13 protein-coding genes and 1 tRNA gene are annotated in these 16308 nt (G+C 58.3%); 5 read left to right on the forward strand and 9 right to left on the reverse strand.

Translation table 11 applies throughout. The features are described 5' to 3' along the window. Positions 1–97 precede the first annotated feature (97 nt). The 3 genes from D6Z43_RS10050 to D6Z43_RS10060 are packed head-to-tail and all read left to right on the forward strand — an operon-like array spanning position 98 to position 3634. Positions 98–1144, forward strand: coding sequence for an HlyD family secretion protein (locus D6Z43_RS10050; RefSeq protein WP_120651793.1), 1047 nt, complete (start codon positions 98–100; stop codon positions 1142–1144). Positions 1145–1193: 49 nt separating this feature from the next. Then, the gene (locus tag D6Z43_RS10055; protein ID WP_162945894.1) at positions 1194–2693 is read left to right on the forward strand and encodes an MDR family MFS transporter; all 1500 of its coding nucleotides are present in this window, start codon (positions 1194–1196) and stop codon (positions 2691–2693) included. A gap of 41 nt (positions 2694–2734) precedes the next feature. Continuing rightward, positions 2735–3634, forward strand: coding sequence for an EamA family transporter (locus D6Z43_RS10060; protein ID WP_120651795.1), 900 nt, complete (start codon positions 2735–2737; stop codon positions 3632–3634). 39 nt (positions 3635–3673) lie between these two features. Here the strand turns inward: D6Z43_RS10060 and uvrB are convergent, their stop codons facing one another. After that, positions 3674–5689 (reverse strand): excinuclease ABC subunit UvrB, encoded by a 2016-nt coding sequence (gene uvrB / locus D6Z43_RS10065; RefSeq protein ID WP_120651796.1) that lies wholly within the window; start codon positions 5687–5689, stop codon positions 3674–3676. Positions 5690–5872: 183 nt separating this feature from the next. On the opposite strand from uvrB, the gene D6Z43_RS10070 reads away from it, so the two are divergent. Further along, positions 5873–7069 carry an amino acid aminotransferase gene (locus D6Z43_RS10070; protein ID WP_120651797.1) on the forward strand — a complete coding sequence of 399 codons (1197 nt, stop codon included), beginning with the start codon at positions 5873–5875 and terminating at the stop codon, positions 7067–7069. Positions 7070–7138: 69 nt separating this feature from the next. Next, positions 7139–7214: transfer RNA gene (locus D6Z43_RS10075), tRNA-Asn, on the forward strand. Between the two features lie 229 nt (positions 7215–7443). Here D6Z43_RS10075 and D6Z43_RS10080 read toward each other — a convergent pair. The 8 genes from D6Z43_RS10080 to D6Z43_RS10115 form a co-directional block, all read right to left on the reverse strand. Beyond that, positions 7444–7764 carry a ComEA family DNA-binding protein gene (locus D6Z43_RS10080; protein ID WP_120651798.1) on the reverse strand — a complete coding sequence of 107 codons (321 nt, stop codon included), beginning with the start codon at positions 7762–7764 and terminating at the stop codon, positions 7444–7446. Between the two features lie 63 nt (positions 7765–7827). Then, positions 7828–9840: a nucleoside-diphosphate sugar epimerase/dehydratase gene (locus D6Z43_RS10085; protein WP_120651799.1), complete on the reverse strand. Its 2013-nt coding sequence runs from the start codon at positions 9838–9840 to the stop codon at positions 7828–7830. 175 nt (positions 9841–10015) lie between these two features. Further along, positions 10016–11026: a glycosyltransferase family 4 protein gene (locus tag D6Z43_RS10090; RefSeq protein ID WP_120651800.1), complete on the reverse strand. Its 1011-nt coding sequence runs from the start codon at positions 11024–11026 to the stop codon at positions 10016–10018. Then, on the reverse strand, positions 11023–11985 hold the full coding sequence (locus D6Z43_RS10095; RefSeq protein ID WP_120651801.1) for an SDR family oxidoreductase: 963 nt from the start codon (positions 11983–11985) through the stop codon (positions 11023–11025). The genes D6Z43_RS10090 and D6Z43_RS10095 overlap by 4 nt, the downstream gene beginning before the upstream one ends. A gap of 18 nt (positions 11986–12003) precedes the next feature. Beyond that, complete coding sequence (gene wecB, locus D6Z43_RS10100; protein ID WP_120651802.1) at positions 12004–13131, reverse strand: non-hydrolyzing UDP-N-acetylglucosamine 2-epimerase; 1128 nt, start codon at positions 13129–13131, stop codon at positions 12004–12006. Then, positions 13124–14134: a polysaccharide biosynthesis protein gene (locus D6Z43_RS10105; protein ID WP_120651803.1), complete on the reverse strand. Its 1011-nt coding sequence runs from the start codon at positions 14132–14134 to the stop codon at positions 13124–13126. Before D6Z43_RS10105 ends, wecB begins: the two co-directional genes overlap by 8 nt. Positions 14135–14149: 15 nt before the next feature. Further along, the gene (locus tag D6Z43_RS10110; protein ID WP_120651804.1) at positions 14150–15007 is read right to left on the reverse strand and encodes an SDR family oxidoreductase; all 858 of its coding nucleotides are present in this window, start codon (positions 15005–15007) and stop codon (positions 14150–14152) included. Positions 15008–15013: 6 nt separating this feature from the next. Next, on the reverse strand, positions 15014–16243 hold the full coding sequence (locus tag D6Z43_RS10115; RefSeq protein WP_120651805.1) for a glycosyltransferase family 4 protein: 1230 nt from the start codon (positions 16241–16243) through the stop codon (positions 15014–15016). Positions 16244–16308: the final 65 nt, after the last annotated feature.

The following is a 16308-nucleotide window of genomic DNA, read 5'->3' on the forward strand; positions in this document are numbered from 1 at the left end:
TATAAGCAACAAAGTTTCTGAATTGTACTGGCTATTGGCGAGCACGGAACACTGCTAGATTCGCAACATTCTGCAAAGACTTCGAGTCACACTTTCCATGCCTGCCAAACTGCAACGCCGCCTATTCATCTTCATTGCTCTGGTGGTCCTGGTCGCCGCTGGCCTCTTCGCCCATTGGCTGCTGATCGGCCGATTCGTCGAATCCACTGACAACGCCTACGTTCAGGGCGAGATCACCCGCGTCTCCAGCCAACTGGGTGCGCGCATCGACGAAGTGCTGGTCAGCGATAACCAGCAAGTAAAGAAAGGCGATGTCCTGGTGCGACTCGACGCTGACGACTTCAAGCTCGCGCTGGAGCGGGCCCGGGCCCAGCTCGATACGCGCGAAGCCGAACTGGCCCAGGCGCAGAGCAAACTGGTCCAGCAGTCCAGCCTGATCGCCGCCAGCCAGGCTGACGTCGCAGCCACCCAGGCCACCCTTGGCCGCACCCAGATCGACCTATCCCGCGCCCAGACCCTGCGCAAGCCTGGTTACGTCTCCGAGGAGCGCGTTACCACCCTGTCCGCCGACTCCCGCGTCGCCCGCTCCCAGGTTGCCAAGGCAGAGGCCGACCTCAAGGCACAGCGCCAGCAAGTGGATGCATTGAACGCCGAGATCAAGCGCCTGCAGGCGCAGATCGCCACCGCGCGTGCCGAGGTCGCCCAGGCAGAGTTGAATCTCAGCCGTACTGAAATCCATTCCCCCATCGACGGCCGCGTTGGCCAACGCGCTGCGCGTAATGGCCAGTACGTACAGGTGGGCGCTCATTTGCTGTCCCTGGTACCGGACGAAGACATCTGGGTCCAGGCCAACTTCAAGGAAACCCAGATCGAACGCATGGTGCCGGGCCAGACCGCGGAACTGGTGTTCGACAGCTTCCCGGACACCCCCATCGAAGGCCGCGTGGATAGCCTCTTCGCCGCTTCTGGCGCACAGTTCAGCCTGCTTCCGCCGGATAACGCCACGGGCAACTTCACCAAAGTGGTCCAGCGTATTCCGGTGAAGCTGATTTTCGCCGCTGACAACCCGCTCAAAGGCCGCATCCGGCCCGGCATGTCCGTTCTGGTCAAAGTACGCCTGAAGGCCGAGAACCATGGCGGGTGACGTACTGGTTCGCCCCACTGGCGAACCGACTCGACGCGATTGGATAGCCGTGATGAGCGCCATGCTTGGCGCTTTCATGGCGGTACTGGACATCCAGATCACCAACTCCTCGCTCAAGGACATCCAGGGCGCGCTCTCCGCCACCCTCGAAGAAGGTTCATGGATTTCCACCTCCTACCTGGTGGCCGAAATCATCATGATTCCGCTCACCGCGTGGCTGGTGCAGCTGCTCTCTGCGCGGCGCCTGGCGGTCTGGGTCTCCATCGGCTTCCTGATTTCGTCGCTGCTCTGCTCACTGGCCTGGAGCCTGGAAAGCATGATCGCTTTCCGGGCGCTGCAGGGCTTCACCGGTGGTGCGCTGATCCCGCTGGCATTCACCCTGACCCTGATCAAGCTGCCGGAGCATCACCGCGCCAAAGGCATGGCGCTGTTCGCCATCACGGCGACATTCGCCCCTTCCATCGGCCCAACCCTGGGTGGGTGGCTGACGGAAAACTTCGGGTGGGAGTACATCTTCTATATCAACGTTCCACCGGGTCTGCTGATGATTGCTGGCCTGCTCTACGGTCTGGAGAAGAAAGCACCGCACTGGGAACTGCTGAAGCGTACCGACTACGCCGGCATCGTGACGCTCGGTGTCGGCCTCGGTTGCCTGCAGGTGTTTCTCGAAGAGGGGCACCGCAAGGACTGGCTGGAATCGGACCTGATTGTCGGCCTGGGCAGCATTGCGCTGGTTAGCCTGATCCTGTTCGTCATCCTCCAGGTCTCGCGCCCCAATCCGCTGATCAACCTCGGCATCCTGAAGAACCGCAACTTCGGCTTGTCGAGTATTTCGAGCGTCGGCCTCGGCATGGGTCTGTACGGCTCGATCTATGTATTGCCGCTGTATCTGGCTCAGATACAGGGTTACAACGCATTGCAGATCGGTGAAGTGATCATGTGGATGGGCGTCCCGCAGCTGTTTCTGATTCCGCTGGTCCCCAAGCTGATGAAGGTGATCCCGCCCAAATTCCTCTGCGCCCTGGGTTTTGGCCTCTTTGGCTATGCCAGCTTCGCCTCTGGCGTGCTCAACCCGGACTTCGCAGGGCCGCAGTTCAACCAGATCCAGATCATTCGCGCCCTCGGCCAACCACTGGTGATGGTAACGGTGTCGTTGATTGCCACCGCCTATATCCAGCCGCAGGACGCCGGCTCTGCCTCCAGCCTGTTCAACATCCTGCGCAACCTGGGCGGGGCCATCGGTATAGCCCTGCTCGCCACGTTGCTGGACGCTCGCGCCAAAGTCTACTTCGACTACCTGCGTGAATCCCTGGTGCCGAGCAACCCACAGGTCGCCGAGCGCCTGGCGCTGCTGACGGAAAAACTTGGCAGCGAGCAAGCGGCTCTCGGCAAGCTCAGCGAGATCGCACACCAGCAGGCCGCCATCATGGCCTACAATGACGCCTTCCACTTCATCGGCATCGCCCTCGGCATCAGCATGCTCGCTGTGCTGCTCACCCGCGCCCTGCCCGTCGGCGCTACCGGCGGCGCCAGCGCCGCCGCCCACTAATCCCGCGCCGGACAATCGGCGCGCTTCGCTTCAGGCTGTACATGTCTTCCCACGCTTCATCCCGCCGCACCCTTCTCCTGATCGGTGCCTTCGCCATGATTTATATCGGCTGGGGCACCACCTATCTGGCCAACCACTTCCTCCTCCGCGAGCTTCCGCCCTTCGTCATCGCCACCTTGCGCTTCCTGTTCGCGGGCTCCCTGGCCCTGGGCTGGGTGATGGCCAGCGGCAAGGCGCAAATCCAGCGCAGCGACTTCGGCGGCGCCCTGGTCGGAGGGGTCCTGCTGATTGCCGTTGGCCAGGGGGCGCTGATCTATGCCAACCAGTTTCTGCCCACCGGCATGCTGGCGATGCTCTACACCACCCTCCCCCTCTGGAGCGTGGCCCTGGAGTGGCTGCTCGACCGTCGCCCGCCGCTGTGGGTCCTGTGCGGCCTGGCACTCGCCAGCGGCGGCATCGTGATGCTGATGGGCAAGGGCCTGGGAGGTGGAGCGGGCTTCGATCAATGGTTCGCCGGCGGACTGGTAGTGATGGCCACCCTCCTCTGGGCGGTCGGCGCTTGGCTGTTGCGCCAACGCCCGCCCTTCCGCTCGAGCTGGATGGGCCTAAGCCTGCAGATGCTGACAGGCACTCTGATCCTCGCGATGTTTGGCCTCTGGCGCGGGGACTGGCACGAGGTGAACCTGTCCAGCGTGAGCCTGGATGCCTGGTTCTGGATGGCCTATCTGGTGGTGCCGGTCAGCCTGGGGGTCTATCCCGCTTACTTCTGGCTGCTGAGGGAAGTGAAACCGAGCCTGGTTTCGACCTTCGCCTTCGTCAATCCGGTAGTGGCACTCCTGCTCGGATTCGTGATCCTCGGAGAACGACTTGAGGCCGCTGCGCTGCTCGCCTGCCTGGCGACTTTGGCTGGCGTCGTGATGATCATTTTCGGTAGACGCTGAAGACAAAGAGCAAGGGCGCAATGCGGCGCCCTTGTCCATTCAGAGCTTGAGAAGGCGCTCCCGCAGCTTCTGGATTTCGTCGCGCATTTGGGCCGCCGCCTCGAACTCAAGGTCGCGGGCCAACTGGAACATCTTCTCTTCCATCTGGCGAATGCGCTTGGTGATCTCACTGGGCGAACGCAGTTCGGCCTCATAGCGGGCGCTCTCCTCCGCCGCCTTGGCCATGGCCTTGCGCTTGTTGCTGCGCGAGCCCGGCACGGTCGCACCTTCGAGGATGTCCTGAATGTCCTTCTTCACGCCCTTCGGCACGATGCCGTGGGCTTCGTTGAAGGCCACTTGCTTGCTCCGGCGTCGATCAGTCTCGTCCAGTGCACGCTGCATGGACCCGGTGACGTTGTCCGCATACAGGATCGCCCTGCCGTTCAGGTTGCGCGCCGCACGGCCGATGGTCTGGATGAGCGAACGCTCGGATCGCAGGAAGCCTTCCTTGTCGGCATCCAGGATGGCCACCAACGAGACCTCCGGCATATCCAGGCCTTCGCGCAGCAGGTTGATCCCCACCAATACGTCGAACGCACCGACACGCAGGTCCCGGATGATTTCCACCCGCTCCACGGTGTCGATATCCGAGTGCAAGTAACGCACCTTTACGTCATGGTCAGCGAGATAGTCGGTAAGGTCCTCCGCCATTCGCTTGGTAAGGGTGGTAACCAGCACGCGCTCTTCTACTGCCACGCGTTTGTGAATTTCGGAGAGCAGGTCATCCACCTGGGTGGTTGCGGGACGTACTTCCACCTCAGGGTCCACCAGCCCTGTCGGCCGCACCACCTGCTCAACCACCCGACCGGCATGCTCACCCTCGTAAGGGCCCGGCGTGGCAGAAACGAAAATGGTCTGCGGACTGATTGCTTCCCATTCATCGAAACGCAGTGGGCGGTTGTCCAGCGCAGACGGCAGCCGGAAGCCGTACTCCACCAGGGTTTCCTTACGCGATCGGTCGCCCTTGAACATCGCGCCGACCTGGGGAACCGTAACGTGGGATTCGTCGATCACCAGCAGCGCATTCGCTGGCAGGTAGTCATAGAGCGTCGGCGGCGCCTCACCCGGAGCACGGCCAGAGAGATAGCGCGAGTAGTTCTCGATGCCATTGCAGTAGCCCAGCTCGAGAATCATCTCCAGATCGAAACGGGTCCGTTGCTCCAGTCGCTGCGCCTCCACCAATTTATTGGCTGAGCGCAACTGTTCCAGACGCTCCTGGAGCTCTTCCTTGATCTTGTCCACCGCTTCGAGAAGCACCTCGCGAGGCGTCACGTAGTGGCTTTTGGGATAGAAGGTGAAGCGCGGAAGCTTGCGAATAACCTCACCGGTCAGTGGATCGAACGCCGCAAGGTTTTCAACCTCATCATCGAACAGCTCGACACGGATGGCTTCGAGATCGGATTCCGCCGGGAAAATATCAATGACATCGCCACGAACACGAAAGGTTGCTCGGGCAAAGTCCATGTCATTGCGGGTGTATTGCAACTCAGCCAGGCGGCGCAGCAAGGTCCGTTGATCGAGACGGTCGCCACGATCGATGTGCAGCACCATTTTCAGGTAGGACGCCGGATCACCCAGACCGTAGATGGACGAGACGGTGGCGACGATGATCGCATCCGAGCGCTCCAGCAGGGCCTTGGTCGCGGACAGACGCATCTGCTCGATATGGTCGTTGATCGAGGCGTCCTTCTCGATATAGGTATCGGAGGACGGAACGTAGGCTTCCGGCTGGTAATAGTCGTAGTACGAAACGAAGTACTCGACGGAGTTGTTCGGAAAAAAGGCGCGGAACTCGCCATACAGCTGCGCAGCCAATGTCTTATTGGGCGCCAACACCAGTGTGGGGCGCTGTACCTGGGAAATGACGTTGGCGATGCTGAAGGTCTTTCCTGACCCGGTAACCCCCAGTAGCGTCTGGTGCGAAAGACCCGCTTCCAGCCCTTCCACCATCTGGCGAATGGCCTCCGGCTGGTCGCCGGCAGGCTTGAAACGGGTTACAAGCTGGAACTCCGACATGCTGACCTCGACTTTGGATGTGACACCTGGGCAGAACGGGCGTCATACCTGGCGGAAAGCTTGCGCGCGATGTCGCCGCAAACTGTCTGGGCCGCTATAATACCGGCCCGATTGCGCAACCCCTAGCGCACATCGTTCGGGGTTGCATCCCATCCTCACCTTCCTCCTCCGAGCTGCCGCATCATGAGTCTGTTTTCTGCCGTCGAAATGGCTCCGCGCGATCCTATCCTGGGTCTCAACGAAGCGTTCAACGCCGACACCCGTGCCGACAAAGTCAACCTGGGCGTGGGCGTCTACTACAACGAGCAAGGCCGTATCCCGCTCCTGCGCGCTGTAGCTGAAGCGGAAAAGGCCCGCATCGAAGCGCACGCCCCGCGCGGCTACCTGCCGATCGAGGGTATCGCGTCCTACGACCAGGCCGTGCAAAAGCTGCTGTTCGGCGCTGATTCCGAACTACTGGCCCAAGGCCGCGTTGTGACCACCCAAGCCGTAGGTGGTACCGGCGCGCTGAAGACCGGCGCCGACTTCCTCAAGCGCCTATTACCCAATGCCGTTGTCGCCATCAGCGATCCGAGCTGGGAAAACCACCGCGCACTGTTCGAATCCGCCGGTTTCCCGGTGCAGAACTACCGTTACTACGACGCAGCCACCAACGGCGTGAATCGTGCCGGCCTGCTGGAAGACCTCAAGGCCCTGCCCGCTCGCTCCATCGTGGTACTGCACGCCTGCTGTCACAACCCGACCGGCGTGGACCTCGAACTGGAAGACTGGAAAGCCGTTCTGGAAGTCCTGCGCGAGCGCGAGCATGTGCCGTTCCTCGACATCGCTTACCAGGGCTTCGGCGCCGGCATCGAGGAAGACGCCTTCGCGGTACGCCTGTTCGCCAAATCCGGCCTGCAGTTCTTCGTCTCCAGCTCCTTCTCCAAGTCCTTCTCGCTTTACGGCGAGCGCGTAGGCGCCCTGTCCGTGGTAACCGGCTCGAAGGAAGAGGCTGGCCGCGTCCTGTCCCAGGTCAAGCGCGTGATCCGTACCAACTACTCCAACCCGCCCACCCATGGCGCTACCGTGGTTGCCTCCGTGCTGAACAGCCCGGAACTACGTGCCATGTGGGAAGCTGAACTGGCTGAAATGCGTACCCGCATCCACAGCATGCGGCTTGCCATGGTTGAGCAACTGGCTGCACAGGGTGCCAAGCGCGACTTCAGCTTCGTGGCTCGCCAGCGCGGCATGTTCTCCTACTCCGGCCTCACCGCCGAGCAGGTGGAACGCCTGAAAAACGAGTTCGGCATCTACGCCGTCAGCACCGGCCGCATCTGCGTTGCCGCGCTGAACAACAGCAACCTGGAAAGCATCACCCGCGCGATTACCCAGGTACTCTGAGACGGAAATGGAGAAGCTCAAGCAGCTGCTTGACTTCTCCTTTCTAATCAGTAAGATACGCGCATCCGATCCGCGATAGCTCAGTCGGTAGAGCAAATGACTGTTAATCATTGGGTCCCTGGTTCGAGTCCAGGTCGCGGAGCCAAATTAAAAGCCCTCGGCACATGCCGAGGGCTTTTTCTTTTGGGCGATGAACTCTCACCAGGAACTGCGCCCCAGGTGACTCGAGCCTTCGGCCCTCTACCCTTCCGGGCCATGTTGAAGCGCGCTGAGCTCCCCCCCACATACCCGCCGCCACCTGACGCCACCTGACACCACCTGACGCCAACAAAAAAGCCGGCCTCGAAAGGCCGGCTCTTGATGTCGATTGATCGTTACTCGACGGTCAGCTTGTCACGACTCTTCTCCAGAGTCTTGACGCCTATACCTTTAACCTCGAGAAGGTCATCCACCGAGGAAAAAGGACCGTTCTCCTCTCGATACTTCACGATCGCCTTGGCCTTCGCTGCGCCGATTCCGATCATATAGTCCTGCAACGCCAACTCATCCGCAGAGTTGATGTTCAGCTTGGCCTGGCTAGAAGAACTTTCAGCTATCACTGCAGGCGCAGCCTTCGCTGCTGCCGCAACCTGGGTATAGCCGAGACAAAGCGAACAGAGAACAAGAAATAGCGAGGCAATACGAACACGAAACATCGTTAACACTCCTTGTCATCAGTAAGGGGAAGGGCGGTACATCCATAAACCGCCCGACACAAACTAATGCCTGGAGTTAGAAGGCTCAATTCGCCGCTGCTGATGGATCCAGTCAACGATTTCCTCTTCAGGGGTGTAACCGTTGACAGTTTCGCGTAGGAGTTGGCGTACACGAACGTAGTCATCGGCCTCAACGGCAGCGAAGAGCTCAGTGAGCACACGCTTGAAGGCCTCCCAGGGAAGATGCTCCTCATTCGCTCGCATGATCATCGGGTGATCGGTCGGGCTGACGTTGTCTCCAATGAGCAACTCTTCGTAAAGCTTCTCGCCAGGTCTAAGACCAGTAAACTCGATTGCGATATCGCCGCTGGGGCTTCTGTCGGACCGAACCGTCAGGCCGGACAGATGAATCATTTTCTCCGCGAGCTCAGCAATCTTTACGGGCTGCCCCATATCCAACACGAAGACATCCCCCCCCTGCCCCATTGATCCCGCCTGGATCACCAGCTGGGCAGCTTCCGGGATGGTCATGAAATAGCGCGTGATATTGGGATGCGTAACAGTAACCGGCCCGCCGCGCTTGATCTGCTCGCGAAACAGCGGAATTACCGAACCGGAAGACCCCAGCACATTGCCGAAGCGCACCATGGTGAACCGAGTCTTGTTAACCCGGTGAACCGCGCCGCTGTCACCAAAGAGCACGGGCGCCGACTCGCCGCTGAGCGCCTGCAGGACCATTTCGGAGAGACGCTTGGTGCTACCCATTACATTGGTCGGCCGGACTGCCTTGTCCGTCGAGATCAACACAAAATTTTCCACTCCAGCCTGAACTGCGGCCTGAGCGGTGTACAGCGTACCCATTACGTTGTTGAGCACACCTTCGGCCACGTTGTGCTCAACCATGGGGACATGCTTATAGGCAGCCGCATGGTAGACCGTATCTACCTTCCACGTCCGCATGACATCGACAAGACGCCCCAGATTACGGACCGATCCTAAGATCGGGACCAGCTTGATATTCAGCGACTCGCGCAGGAGACGTCTCTCGAGCTCGATCTGGATGTTGTAGAGGTTGAATTCGCTATGCTCGAACAGCAGAAGCGTTCTGGGGCCAGAACCGAGGATCTGCCGGCAGAGCTCGGATCCAATGGATCCACCGGCACCGGTGACCATCACGACATTCCCGCGAATGCAGCGCTCAAGCAGCTCCTGCCGCGGCGGTACCGCATCTCGCCCAAGCAGGTCGGCAATGTCCACTTCCTGAATGTCGTCGACTTTCACCCGCCCACTGGCCAGGTCCATGAAGCCGGGAATACTGCGCACATGGAGGGGAAAACCTTCCAGTGTACTGAGGATTTCCCGGCGCCTGGCGCGCGAGACCGACGGAATCGCCAGCAGAACCTCTTCAGCCCCGGTCTGGTCGATCATCTGGCGGATGTGTTTCGGTTTGAAGACCTGCAACCCCGCGATTACCCGAGTCGCGATGCTGTCGTCATCGTCGATGAATGCCACGGGGCGCATGACCCGCCCCAACCGCAACGCGGCGACAAGTTGATTGCCCGCAGCACCCGCACCATAGATGGCGACCTTCGGCAGGCCTCCGACCTTGCTGACGAACGGGATCTGCTGCGCCGCGACGTACCAGTCCCCCATGAAGTAATGACGCATGCCCAAACGCAGACCGCCGATCAGCACCAGGCTCAGCCACCAGTAATTGAACACGATAGAACGCGGCACCACCGCCGTAGCGTCGCGATACCAGTAGACGATCAGGGCCAGCACCAGGGCCGAGAGCGTTACCGCCTTGAAAATGGCAATCAGGGCATCGTTGCCGAAATATCGCATGACCGCTCGGTACATACCGAACTTGACGAATATCGGAATCGCGATAATCGGGGCAACCAGGAACAGCCACGTATGTCGAATGACGGGCTCTATAAGTTCGTCGACGCCCAGCCTGACGATAAAAGCCAGCCACAGAGCGCCGTATACCAGAACGATGTCGGTAGCCACCTGCAGCAACCGCTTATATCGGCGCGGCAAACCTAACAACCATACACGCAGCTTATCTGTCATCCCTTCCAGTACTCCGGCTCTATCAGAGCGCTTGACCAAACAAACCCTCGACCCAACTCTCATGCTCCACAGGCATCAGCTTGGCGAAGCACCCGCAGTGAATTGCCCGCCACGAGCTCCTACGCCACGGAAGAAATCGTCACCGATCGAGAGCCCTGACGCATCGCTACGAATCTCATTCCTGTTTCCCCGCCTTGAATCGGATGGCCAGTGCGAGGATCGGCAGGTACGCCAGCACCACCGCCACGAGACCCTCCCCTCCTCCGACTGCGACCCACAATGCCAGGGGCAGCAGCCAGAACAGATTGATTGCCGCCACCGCCAGGGTCACGGGGAGGTGCCTGCCGAACTTGCGTGCCGCGTACTGATAGGCATGGCTCCGATGAGCTTCATAAACCCTATCCCCACGCAGCAAACGACGCAGCAAAGTCCAGGTGGAGTCCACCACGAAAACACCGAGCAGGACAATCCAGCTCCACAGCAACTCGGGAGAAACCCAGGCCGCATGAATGGAGAGTAGACCCAAGGAAATCCCCAGGAATCCGCTACCAGCGTCGCCCATGAAGATTCGCGCCGGCGGGAAATTCCAGTACAGGAAACCGGCCGTCGCCAAGCCGAGCATCAGCGGCACCACGACGAGCGCCTCCTGTCCCTTCAACCAATAGAGCAACGCCCCCCCCAGGCAGATGCAGATGGCCTCGACGGCAGCGATACCATCGATTCCATCCATGAAGTTGTAGAGATTCAGGAGCCATACGAGATAGATCGCCGCCAGGATGTTCCCGAACCAACCCAAATCGACCAAGGCGCCAAAGACAACAACCTTTGGAAGCCCTCCGAACCACCACAACGCCCAGGCGGCGGCGGAAAAATGCCCCAACAACCGCCAGCGAGCAGGAATGTGCCCATGGTCATCGAGAAATCCCACCATCGCTACCAGCGCCCCCGCGCCCAGCAGCGCGAACACCACCGGCCAGGACAGGACAGCCATGACCCCGAGGAGTGGCAGTGTCGCCAGGAAGGCGAGCACAATGGACACCCCTCCTCCACGGGGAGTGGGCACCGCATGCGAGCTGCGGGCGTTAGGGATGTCCAGCAGGCTGCGGGAAAGGGCATACCGACGCAGAACGCCGGTCATGAAGAGCGCTACGCCAGCAACTACTGGCAACAACCACCAGGCGGTCATTTGACTTGATTATCCAGAAAATACTTGGCGGTTTTATCCAGTGCCTGATCGACGCTGACCGGCGGGGACCAGTTAAGCAGCTCGCGAGTCTTGCTGATATCGACCTGCAGCGACCCGCATAGCCTTTGCGATAGCGCCTTGCGACCTAGTACGCGAGCAGCGACATCCAACAGACGTTCCGGTACGGGCAGCAAACGGGCTGGAGTCCCCAGTGCATTGCCCATACGCCGAAGCAACTGCGTGGTGGAGAGATCTTCCCCGTCGCTGACCAGGAACGTCTGGTTTGCGGCAGCAGGATGCTCGGCACAGGTCAGGATCAGATCCGTGAGGTTGTCCAGGGCGACGAGGCTACGCCGGTTGTTGATGGCCCCGAGCGGCAGGGGCACGCCCTTGTACAACCAGCGCATCATATTCAGGAAATTGGCGCGCACCCCCGGGCCATACACCAGCGGCGGACGAATGATGACAACCTCCATACCACTCTCCGCGGCGAGCGACCGCAAGGCCTGCTCCGCTTCCATCTTGGAAACCCCGTAGGGGTCGGCAGGCGCCGGCGTTGCATCGACCAAGAAAGGAGCACTCGTGGAGGTCATCTCGCCGTTCACCTTGATCGAACTCACGAAGATGAATCGCCGAACGCCAGCTGCAGCTGCTTGAGAAGCCAGGCGCAAGGTTCCTTCCACATTCGTCTTGCGGAACTCGGACAGGGGATCGTCCGAACACTCGTTCATGACATGGACGCGAGCAGCCGTGTGGATGACGACATCAACGCCGCTCAAGGCCGCGCGCCAATCTGCCTCGGCATCCAGGGACGATACCAGCTCCGACTTTACGTCGGGCGACAACCCTGGAAGAGCCCGTCGCGTCGCGACTGTCAGCTGGAAGTTGCCGGCTTTGCAGATGCGCGCCAACAGCGCAGAACCGATGAAGCCGGAGGCTCCAGTCAATAAGATACGCATATTACTGCCCAAGCTCCGTCAGGGTTTCGCCCAAACGGTTCTATTGATGTAGTCGGTGTAACTCAGGACTATCCGCAGAACCTGCTTTGAAACCGCCCCGCCCTGATAATCGCGGACGACGGGAACTTTCCATTGCCCTTGGGCCTGCTGCCGGGTCACGACACGCACCGCATCCAGCACGCGCTCGGTCTTCAGTCCGCTCATGATCAGCGTACCCTCGTCCATGCCTTCAGGCCGTTCATGGGCATTGCGGATGGTTATGGCAGGCAAACCCAGCAGCGACGCTTCCTCGGTAATGGTCCCGCTATCGGACAGGACACAAAGCGCGGACATCTGAAGCTTGATGTAGTCGAGGAATCCGTAAGGCTTGACGAAGCGGACCAGCGGGTGATCGAAGCCGTCCTCCAGAGCCTCCAGGCGTTTCCGAGTACGCGGGTGCGTGGAAACCACCACTGGAAACTGATAGGTCTCGGCGAGCGCTCTCAACGTACTCAACAGGTCCTGCAAGTTCTCGATGGAATCGACATTTTCCTCGCGATGAGTACTAACGAGAAAGAACTTGCCTTCTTCCAGCCCCTCGCGGGCCAACACATCGGAGGCAACGATGCGCGGCATGTAATGATCGAGCACTTCCTCCATGTGCGACCCAGTCTTGATAATGGTCTCGGGACGAATTCCTTCTGCGATCAGATAGCGGCGTGCATGTTCGGTAAGAACCATGTTGATGTCGCTAAGGTGGTCCAGCACCTTGCGATTCAACTCTTCCGGAACACGTTGGTCGAAGCAGCGATTTCCCGCTTCCATATGAAAAACGGGAATCTTTCTACGCTTGGCCGCAATTACCGCCAGGCAGGTATTGGTGTCGCCATACAGCAGAAGGGCATCCGGCTTTTCCAATTGCAGGACGTCATCCGCCTTGGAAATAACGTCACCAATTGCCTTGGCTGCAGTCTCGCCCGTCACGCCGAGAAAATGATCGGGGCGTCGGATCGACAAGTCGTCGAAGAACACCTGGTTCAATTCATAATCATAATTCTGGCCGGAATGCACAAGAACATGATTGACGTGTTGATCGAGTTCCGCAATGACCCTGCTGACCTTAATCAGTTCGGGCCGTGTGCCAACCAGGGTCATTACTTTAAGCATTCAACTCATCCTGGATATAATCGAGCTTGAGAAGAACCTCGCAGATTTCTTCGACAGTCAGACGCTCGGTATTGTGAGAGGTATAGTCATCGAGCGCAGATATCTCGGCCTCACCTTCCACGAAGTACTTCTTGTAGTTGAGATCCCTGTTATCGGCAGGAATTCGATAGTAGCGCCCCATGTCCTCCGCCTTTGCCATTTCTTCGCGGGAGATCAGCGACTCATAAAGCTTCTCTCCATGGCGCGTGCCAATGACCTTGATCGCCGAGTCGCTGGAGAAAAGCTTCTTGAGGGCGGTCGCAAGGTCGGCAACCGTTGCAGCTGGCGCCTTCTGGACGAAGATGTCGCCTTGCAGCGCGTGCTCGAAAGCGTGCAGGACGAGATCGACGGAGTCCTCCAGGGACATCAGGAAACGCGTCATGTTCGGGTCCGTCACAGTTAGCGGCTCCGAGTTCCTGATCTGCGAAACGAAAAGGGGAATGACAGAACCACGCGACGCCATGACGTTGCCATAACGAGTCGAACAAATGACTGGCCCGCCACCGGGAATCATCCGGGACTTTGCAACGACCAGTTTTTCGGCCATTGCCTTGGAGATCCCCATCGCATTGATCGGGTATACGGCCTTGTCCGTGCTCAACACGACGACGCGCTTCACGCCGGAAGCAATTGCGGCGTTCAACACATTTTCGGTACCAAGCACATTGGTTCTAACCGCTTCCATCGGGTAGAACTCACAGGAAGGAACTTGCTTGAGTGCCGCTGCGTGGAATATATAATCGACACCAATCATAGCCTGGGCGAGGCTATCGCAGTCCCGCACATCACCGATATAAAACTTGACCTTGTCATTGGCAAGGGCAATGCGCATGTCTTCTTGTTTCTTTTCGTCGCGGCTGAATACCCGAATCTCTTTTACGTTGGTATCCAGAAAACGCCGCAGCACTGTATTGCCGAAGGAACCAGTGCCGCCAGTGATAAGTAGGATCTTGTCATCAAACATTATTAAATTTCCCAGTCAGTACTGTTCGAACATCGTACGAATAAGCTCACGCCAAGCCGGCGGTTCGAACCCCGTGGCTGCCCGAAAGCGAGAAGAGTCCAAGGAGCGATCTATCTTCAGCTTTTCATCTGGAATGATGGCAATTTGCTTGCCGTAGACCTCTGAAATAAAAGTCAACAAAGTATACTTGTCAATCGGCTCAGCCGACACATGATAGAGCCCACTCAAGCTCGAGTCAGGCAACACGTAACGCTGGATCACGTCAGCCAAGACCACGGTCGGAAGCCCGGAAAAGACCGCCTGTCGAAAACCCTTTACACTTCCTTCCTGACTAAGGAACCAATCCACCAGCGAGTAGTTGGAGTTCAGTTCATGGCCGATGATTGACGTCCTGAGGGTAATAACATTAGGCCGGTCGTGTACTTCGCCAATATATTTGGACTTGCCATATAGATCTTCCGCATCAGAAACATCAGACTCGAGATACATTCCCTTCGTTCCCGAGAAGACGCAATCAGTACTGATATGCACTAGCCGTGCGTCGATGAGCGCGCACAGGTTCGCCAGGCGATGCGGAAGCATTGCATTGATAGGCAATGCAGACAGGGGATCTTTGGCATCTGACAGTTGCTTGATCAGCCCGACGCAATTGATCACCACCTCCGGCCTTACGAAGGCAAGCACCCGGGCAAGAGCATCCTGATCCAGAACATCCACGCCCTCGATCAGATGCTGATGAAAGTTTTCATCGAAGTTTCTCTTGCCTGCGGCCGAGCGAAGCGTGCCATATACATCGTGCTGACCACTCTTGGACAGCACCTTGAACGTGGCACTACCGAGCATACCGGTGACACCCAGAATCAGTATCTTCATTAGAAATCAGCCCTTGCCGGCACGAGAGGCCAGGATATTGATGAGATTCTTGGCCTGGTGGGCCATTTCGAAGTTTTCAAGGAAATAGTGACGCCCGTTTCTGCCCATCTCGGCCAAAAACTCGGCTGGCATGGTGTAGAGCTTTTCAATTGTTTCAGCCAATTGATTGGGGTCCTCTGCAGCGCAGGCCAAACCGGCCCCAGACTCGAGAACAACCCGCGCACCCTCACCATTCATACAGGCAATGATTGGCTTGCCTGATGCCAGATAGGCTTGCACTTTTCCTGGAATCGTATAAGAGAGAATTTCTTCATAGCGCAATGAGACGATCAGCGCGGAAGCCCGCGAATAGATGTGCTCCATCTGCGAGATTGGAAATCGCCCGGCAACCACCACATTGGTTAATCCCAAACGCGCGACTTCTTCCACCACGAAAGCGGACATACTGCCACTGCCGACCAGCACCAGTTTGAATTTCTCCAAGTGCTGAAGGCGCCCTGCGGCGGCGATTAGAGTCTCGATGGATTGCGCCTTGCCGATATTCCCAGCGAAAACAACGCAGAAATTTCCCTCCAAGTCCCTGACCAGCTCAGCGGGCAGTTCGTCAGTGGCCGAAGAATGGATCTCCCCATCATCGATCGAGTTGGGATAGTAGACAATCTTGGATGCCTTGGAGTACTTGGCGACAGGCGCGATAAATGCCTTTGACTGAACCAGCAGGGTGTCCGCCCTGGAATATATCCAGCGCACACCCAGAGAGGCCAATGCTAGAATGAACTTGTTCTTTATGAAACCAGTAGCCGAAAGACTTTCTGGCCAAAGGTCCTGGACCCAGATTGCCAAATGCGACTTCGTACGAGACTTAAGAAAAATAGCAGGAACAGCTGAGGTCAATGGCGACGGCGCAAACACTATGGTGACATCGAATTGACGCCCACTCAGTAAACCTGGCAAATGCCTGATGCCGGAAATCATAAACGAGCAGTAGTTCAGGAAAAGATTCAGGCCGCCGCCCGCACGCCTTGTACGCAACGGCACCCTGATGATCTCGAGGCCTTTCCAGTCCTCCCGCTGCACCCCTTCTTCCGTGTACCCGGAAAATACCTGGCCATCCGGGTAATTGGGTTTTCCAGTTGCGACGGTGACTTCGCAACCTTGCTCAGCGAGCTTCAGGCTCAATGCATTTATTATAAAAAACTCAGGCCAAAAGTACTGAGTCACGATGAGTATTTTCATTAAGAAGCCCTGAGCTACAATCCTTGTCGACACACACCAGACAGGCGCAAATAATAATCAGACAC

It is taken from the genome of Pseudomonas sp. DY-1, assembly GCF_003626975.1.
Taxonomy (GTDB): Bacteria; Pseudomonadota; Gammaproteobacteria; order Pseudomonadales; family Pseudomonadaceae; genus Metapseudomonas.

What these genes read in the sequence shown, in the direction of transcription:
- D6Z43_RS10050 (WP_120651793.1), top strand. Translation starts at nt 98, where the DNA reads ATGCCTGCCAAACTGCAACGCCGCCTATTCATCTTCATTGCTCTGGTG.
- D6Z43_RS10090 (WP_120651800.1), bottom strand. Translation starts at nt 11,026, where the DNA reads ATGACCGCCTGGTGGTTGTTGCCAGTAGTTGCTGGCGTAGCGCTCTTC.
- D6Z43_RS10105 (WP_120651803.1), bottom strand. Translation starts at nt 14,134, where the DNA reads ATGTTTGATGACAAGATCCTACTTATCACTGGCGGCACTGGTTCCTTC.
- D6Z43_RS10070 (WP_120651797.1), top strand. Translation starts at nt 5,873, where the DNA reads ATGAGTCTGTTTTCTGCCGTCGAAATGGCTCCGCGCGATCCTATCCTG.
- wecB (WP_120651802.1), bottom strand. Translation starts at nt 13,131, where the DNA reads ATGCTTAAAGTAATGACCCTGGTTGGCACACGGCCCGAACTGATTAAG.
- D6Z43_RS10115 (WP_120651805.1), bottom strand. Translation starts at nt 16,243, where the DNA reads ATGAAAATACTCATCGTGACTCAGTACTTTTGGCCTGAGTTTTTTATA.
- D6Z43_RS10110 (WP_120651804.1), bottom strand. Translation starts at nt 15,007, where the DNA reads ATGAAGATACTGATTCTGGGTGTCACCGGTATGCTCGGTAGTGCCACG.
- uvrB (WP_120651796.1), bottom strand. Translation starts at nt 5,689, where the DNA reads ATGTCGGAGTTCCAGCTTGTAACCCGTTTCAAGCCTGCCGGCGACCAG.
- D6Z43_RS10060 (WP_120651795.1), top strand. Translation starts at nt 2,735, where the DNA reads ATGTCTTCCCACGCTTCATCCCGCCGCACCCTTCTCCTGATCGGTGCC.
- D6Z43_RS10085 (WP_120651799.1), bottom strand. Translation starts at nt 9,840, where the DNA reads ATGACAGATAAGCTGCGTGTATGGTTGTTAGGTTTGCCGCGCCGATAT.
- D6Z43_RS10095 (WP_120651801.1), bottom strand. Translation starts at nt 11,985, where the DNA reads ATGCGTATCTTATTGACTGGAGCCTCCGGCTTCATCGGTTCTGCGCTG.
- D6Z43_RS10080 (WP_120651798.1), bottom strand. Translation starts at nt 7,764, where the DNA reads ATGTTTCGTGTTCGTATTGCCTCGCTATTTCTTGTTCTCTGTTCGCTT.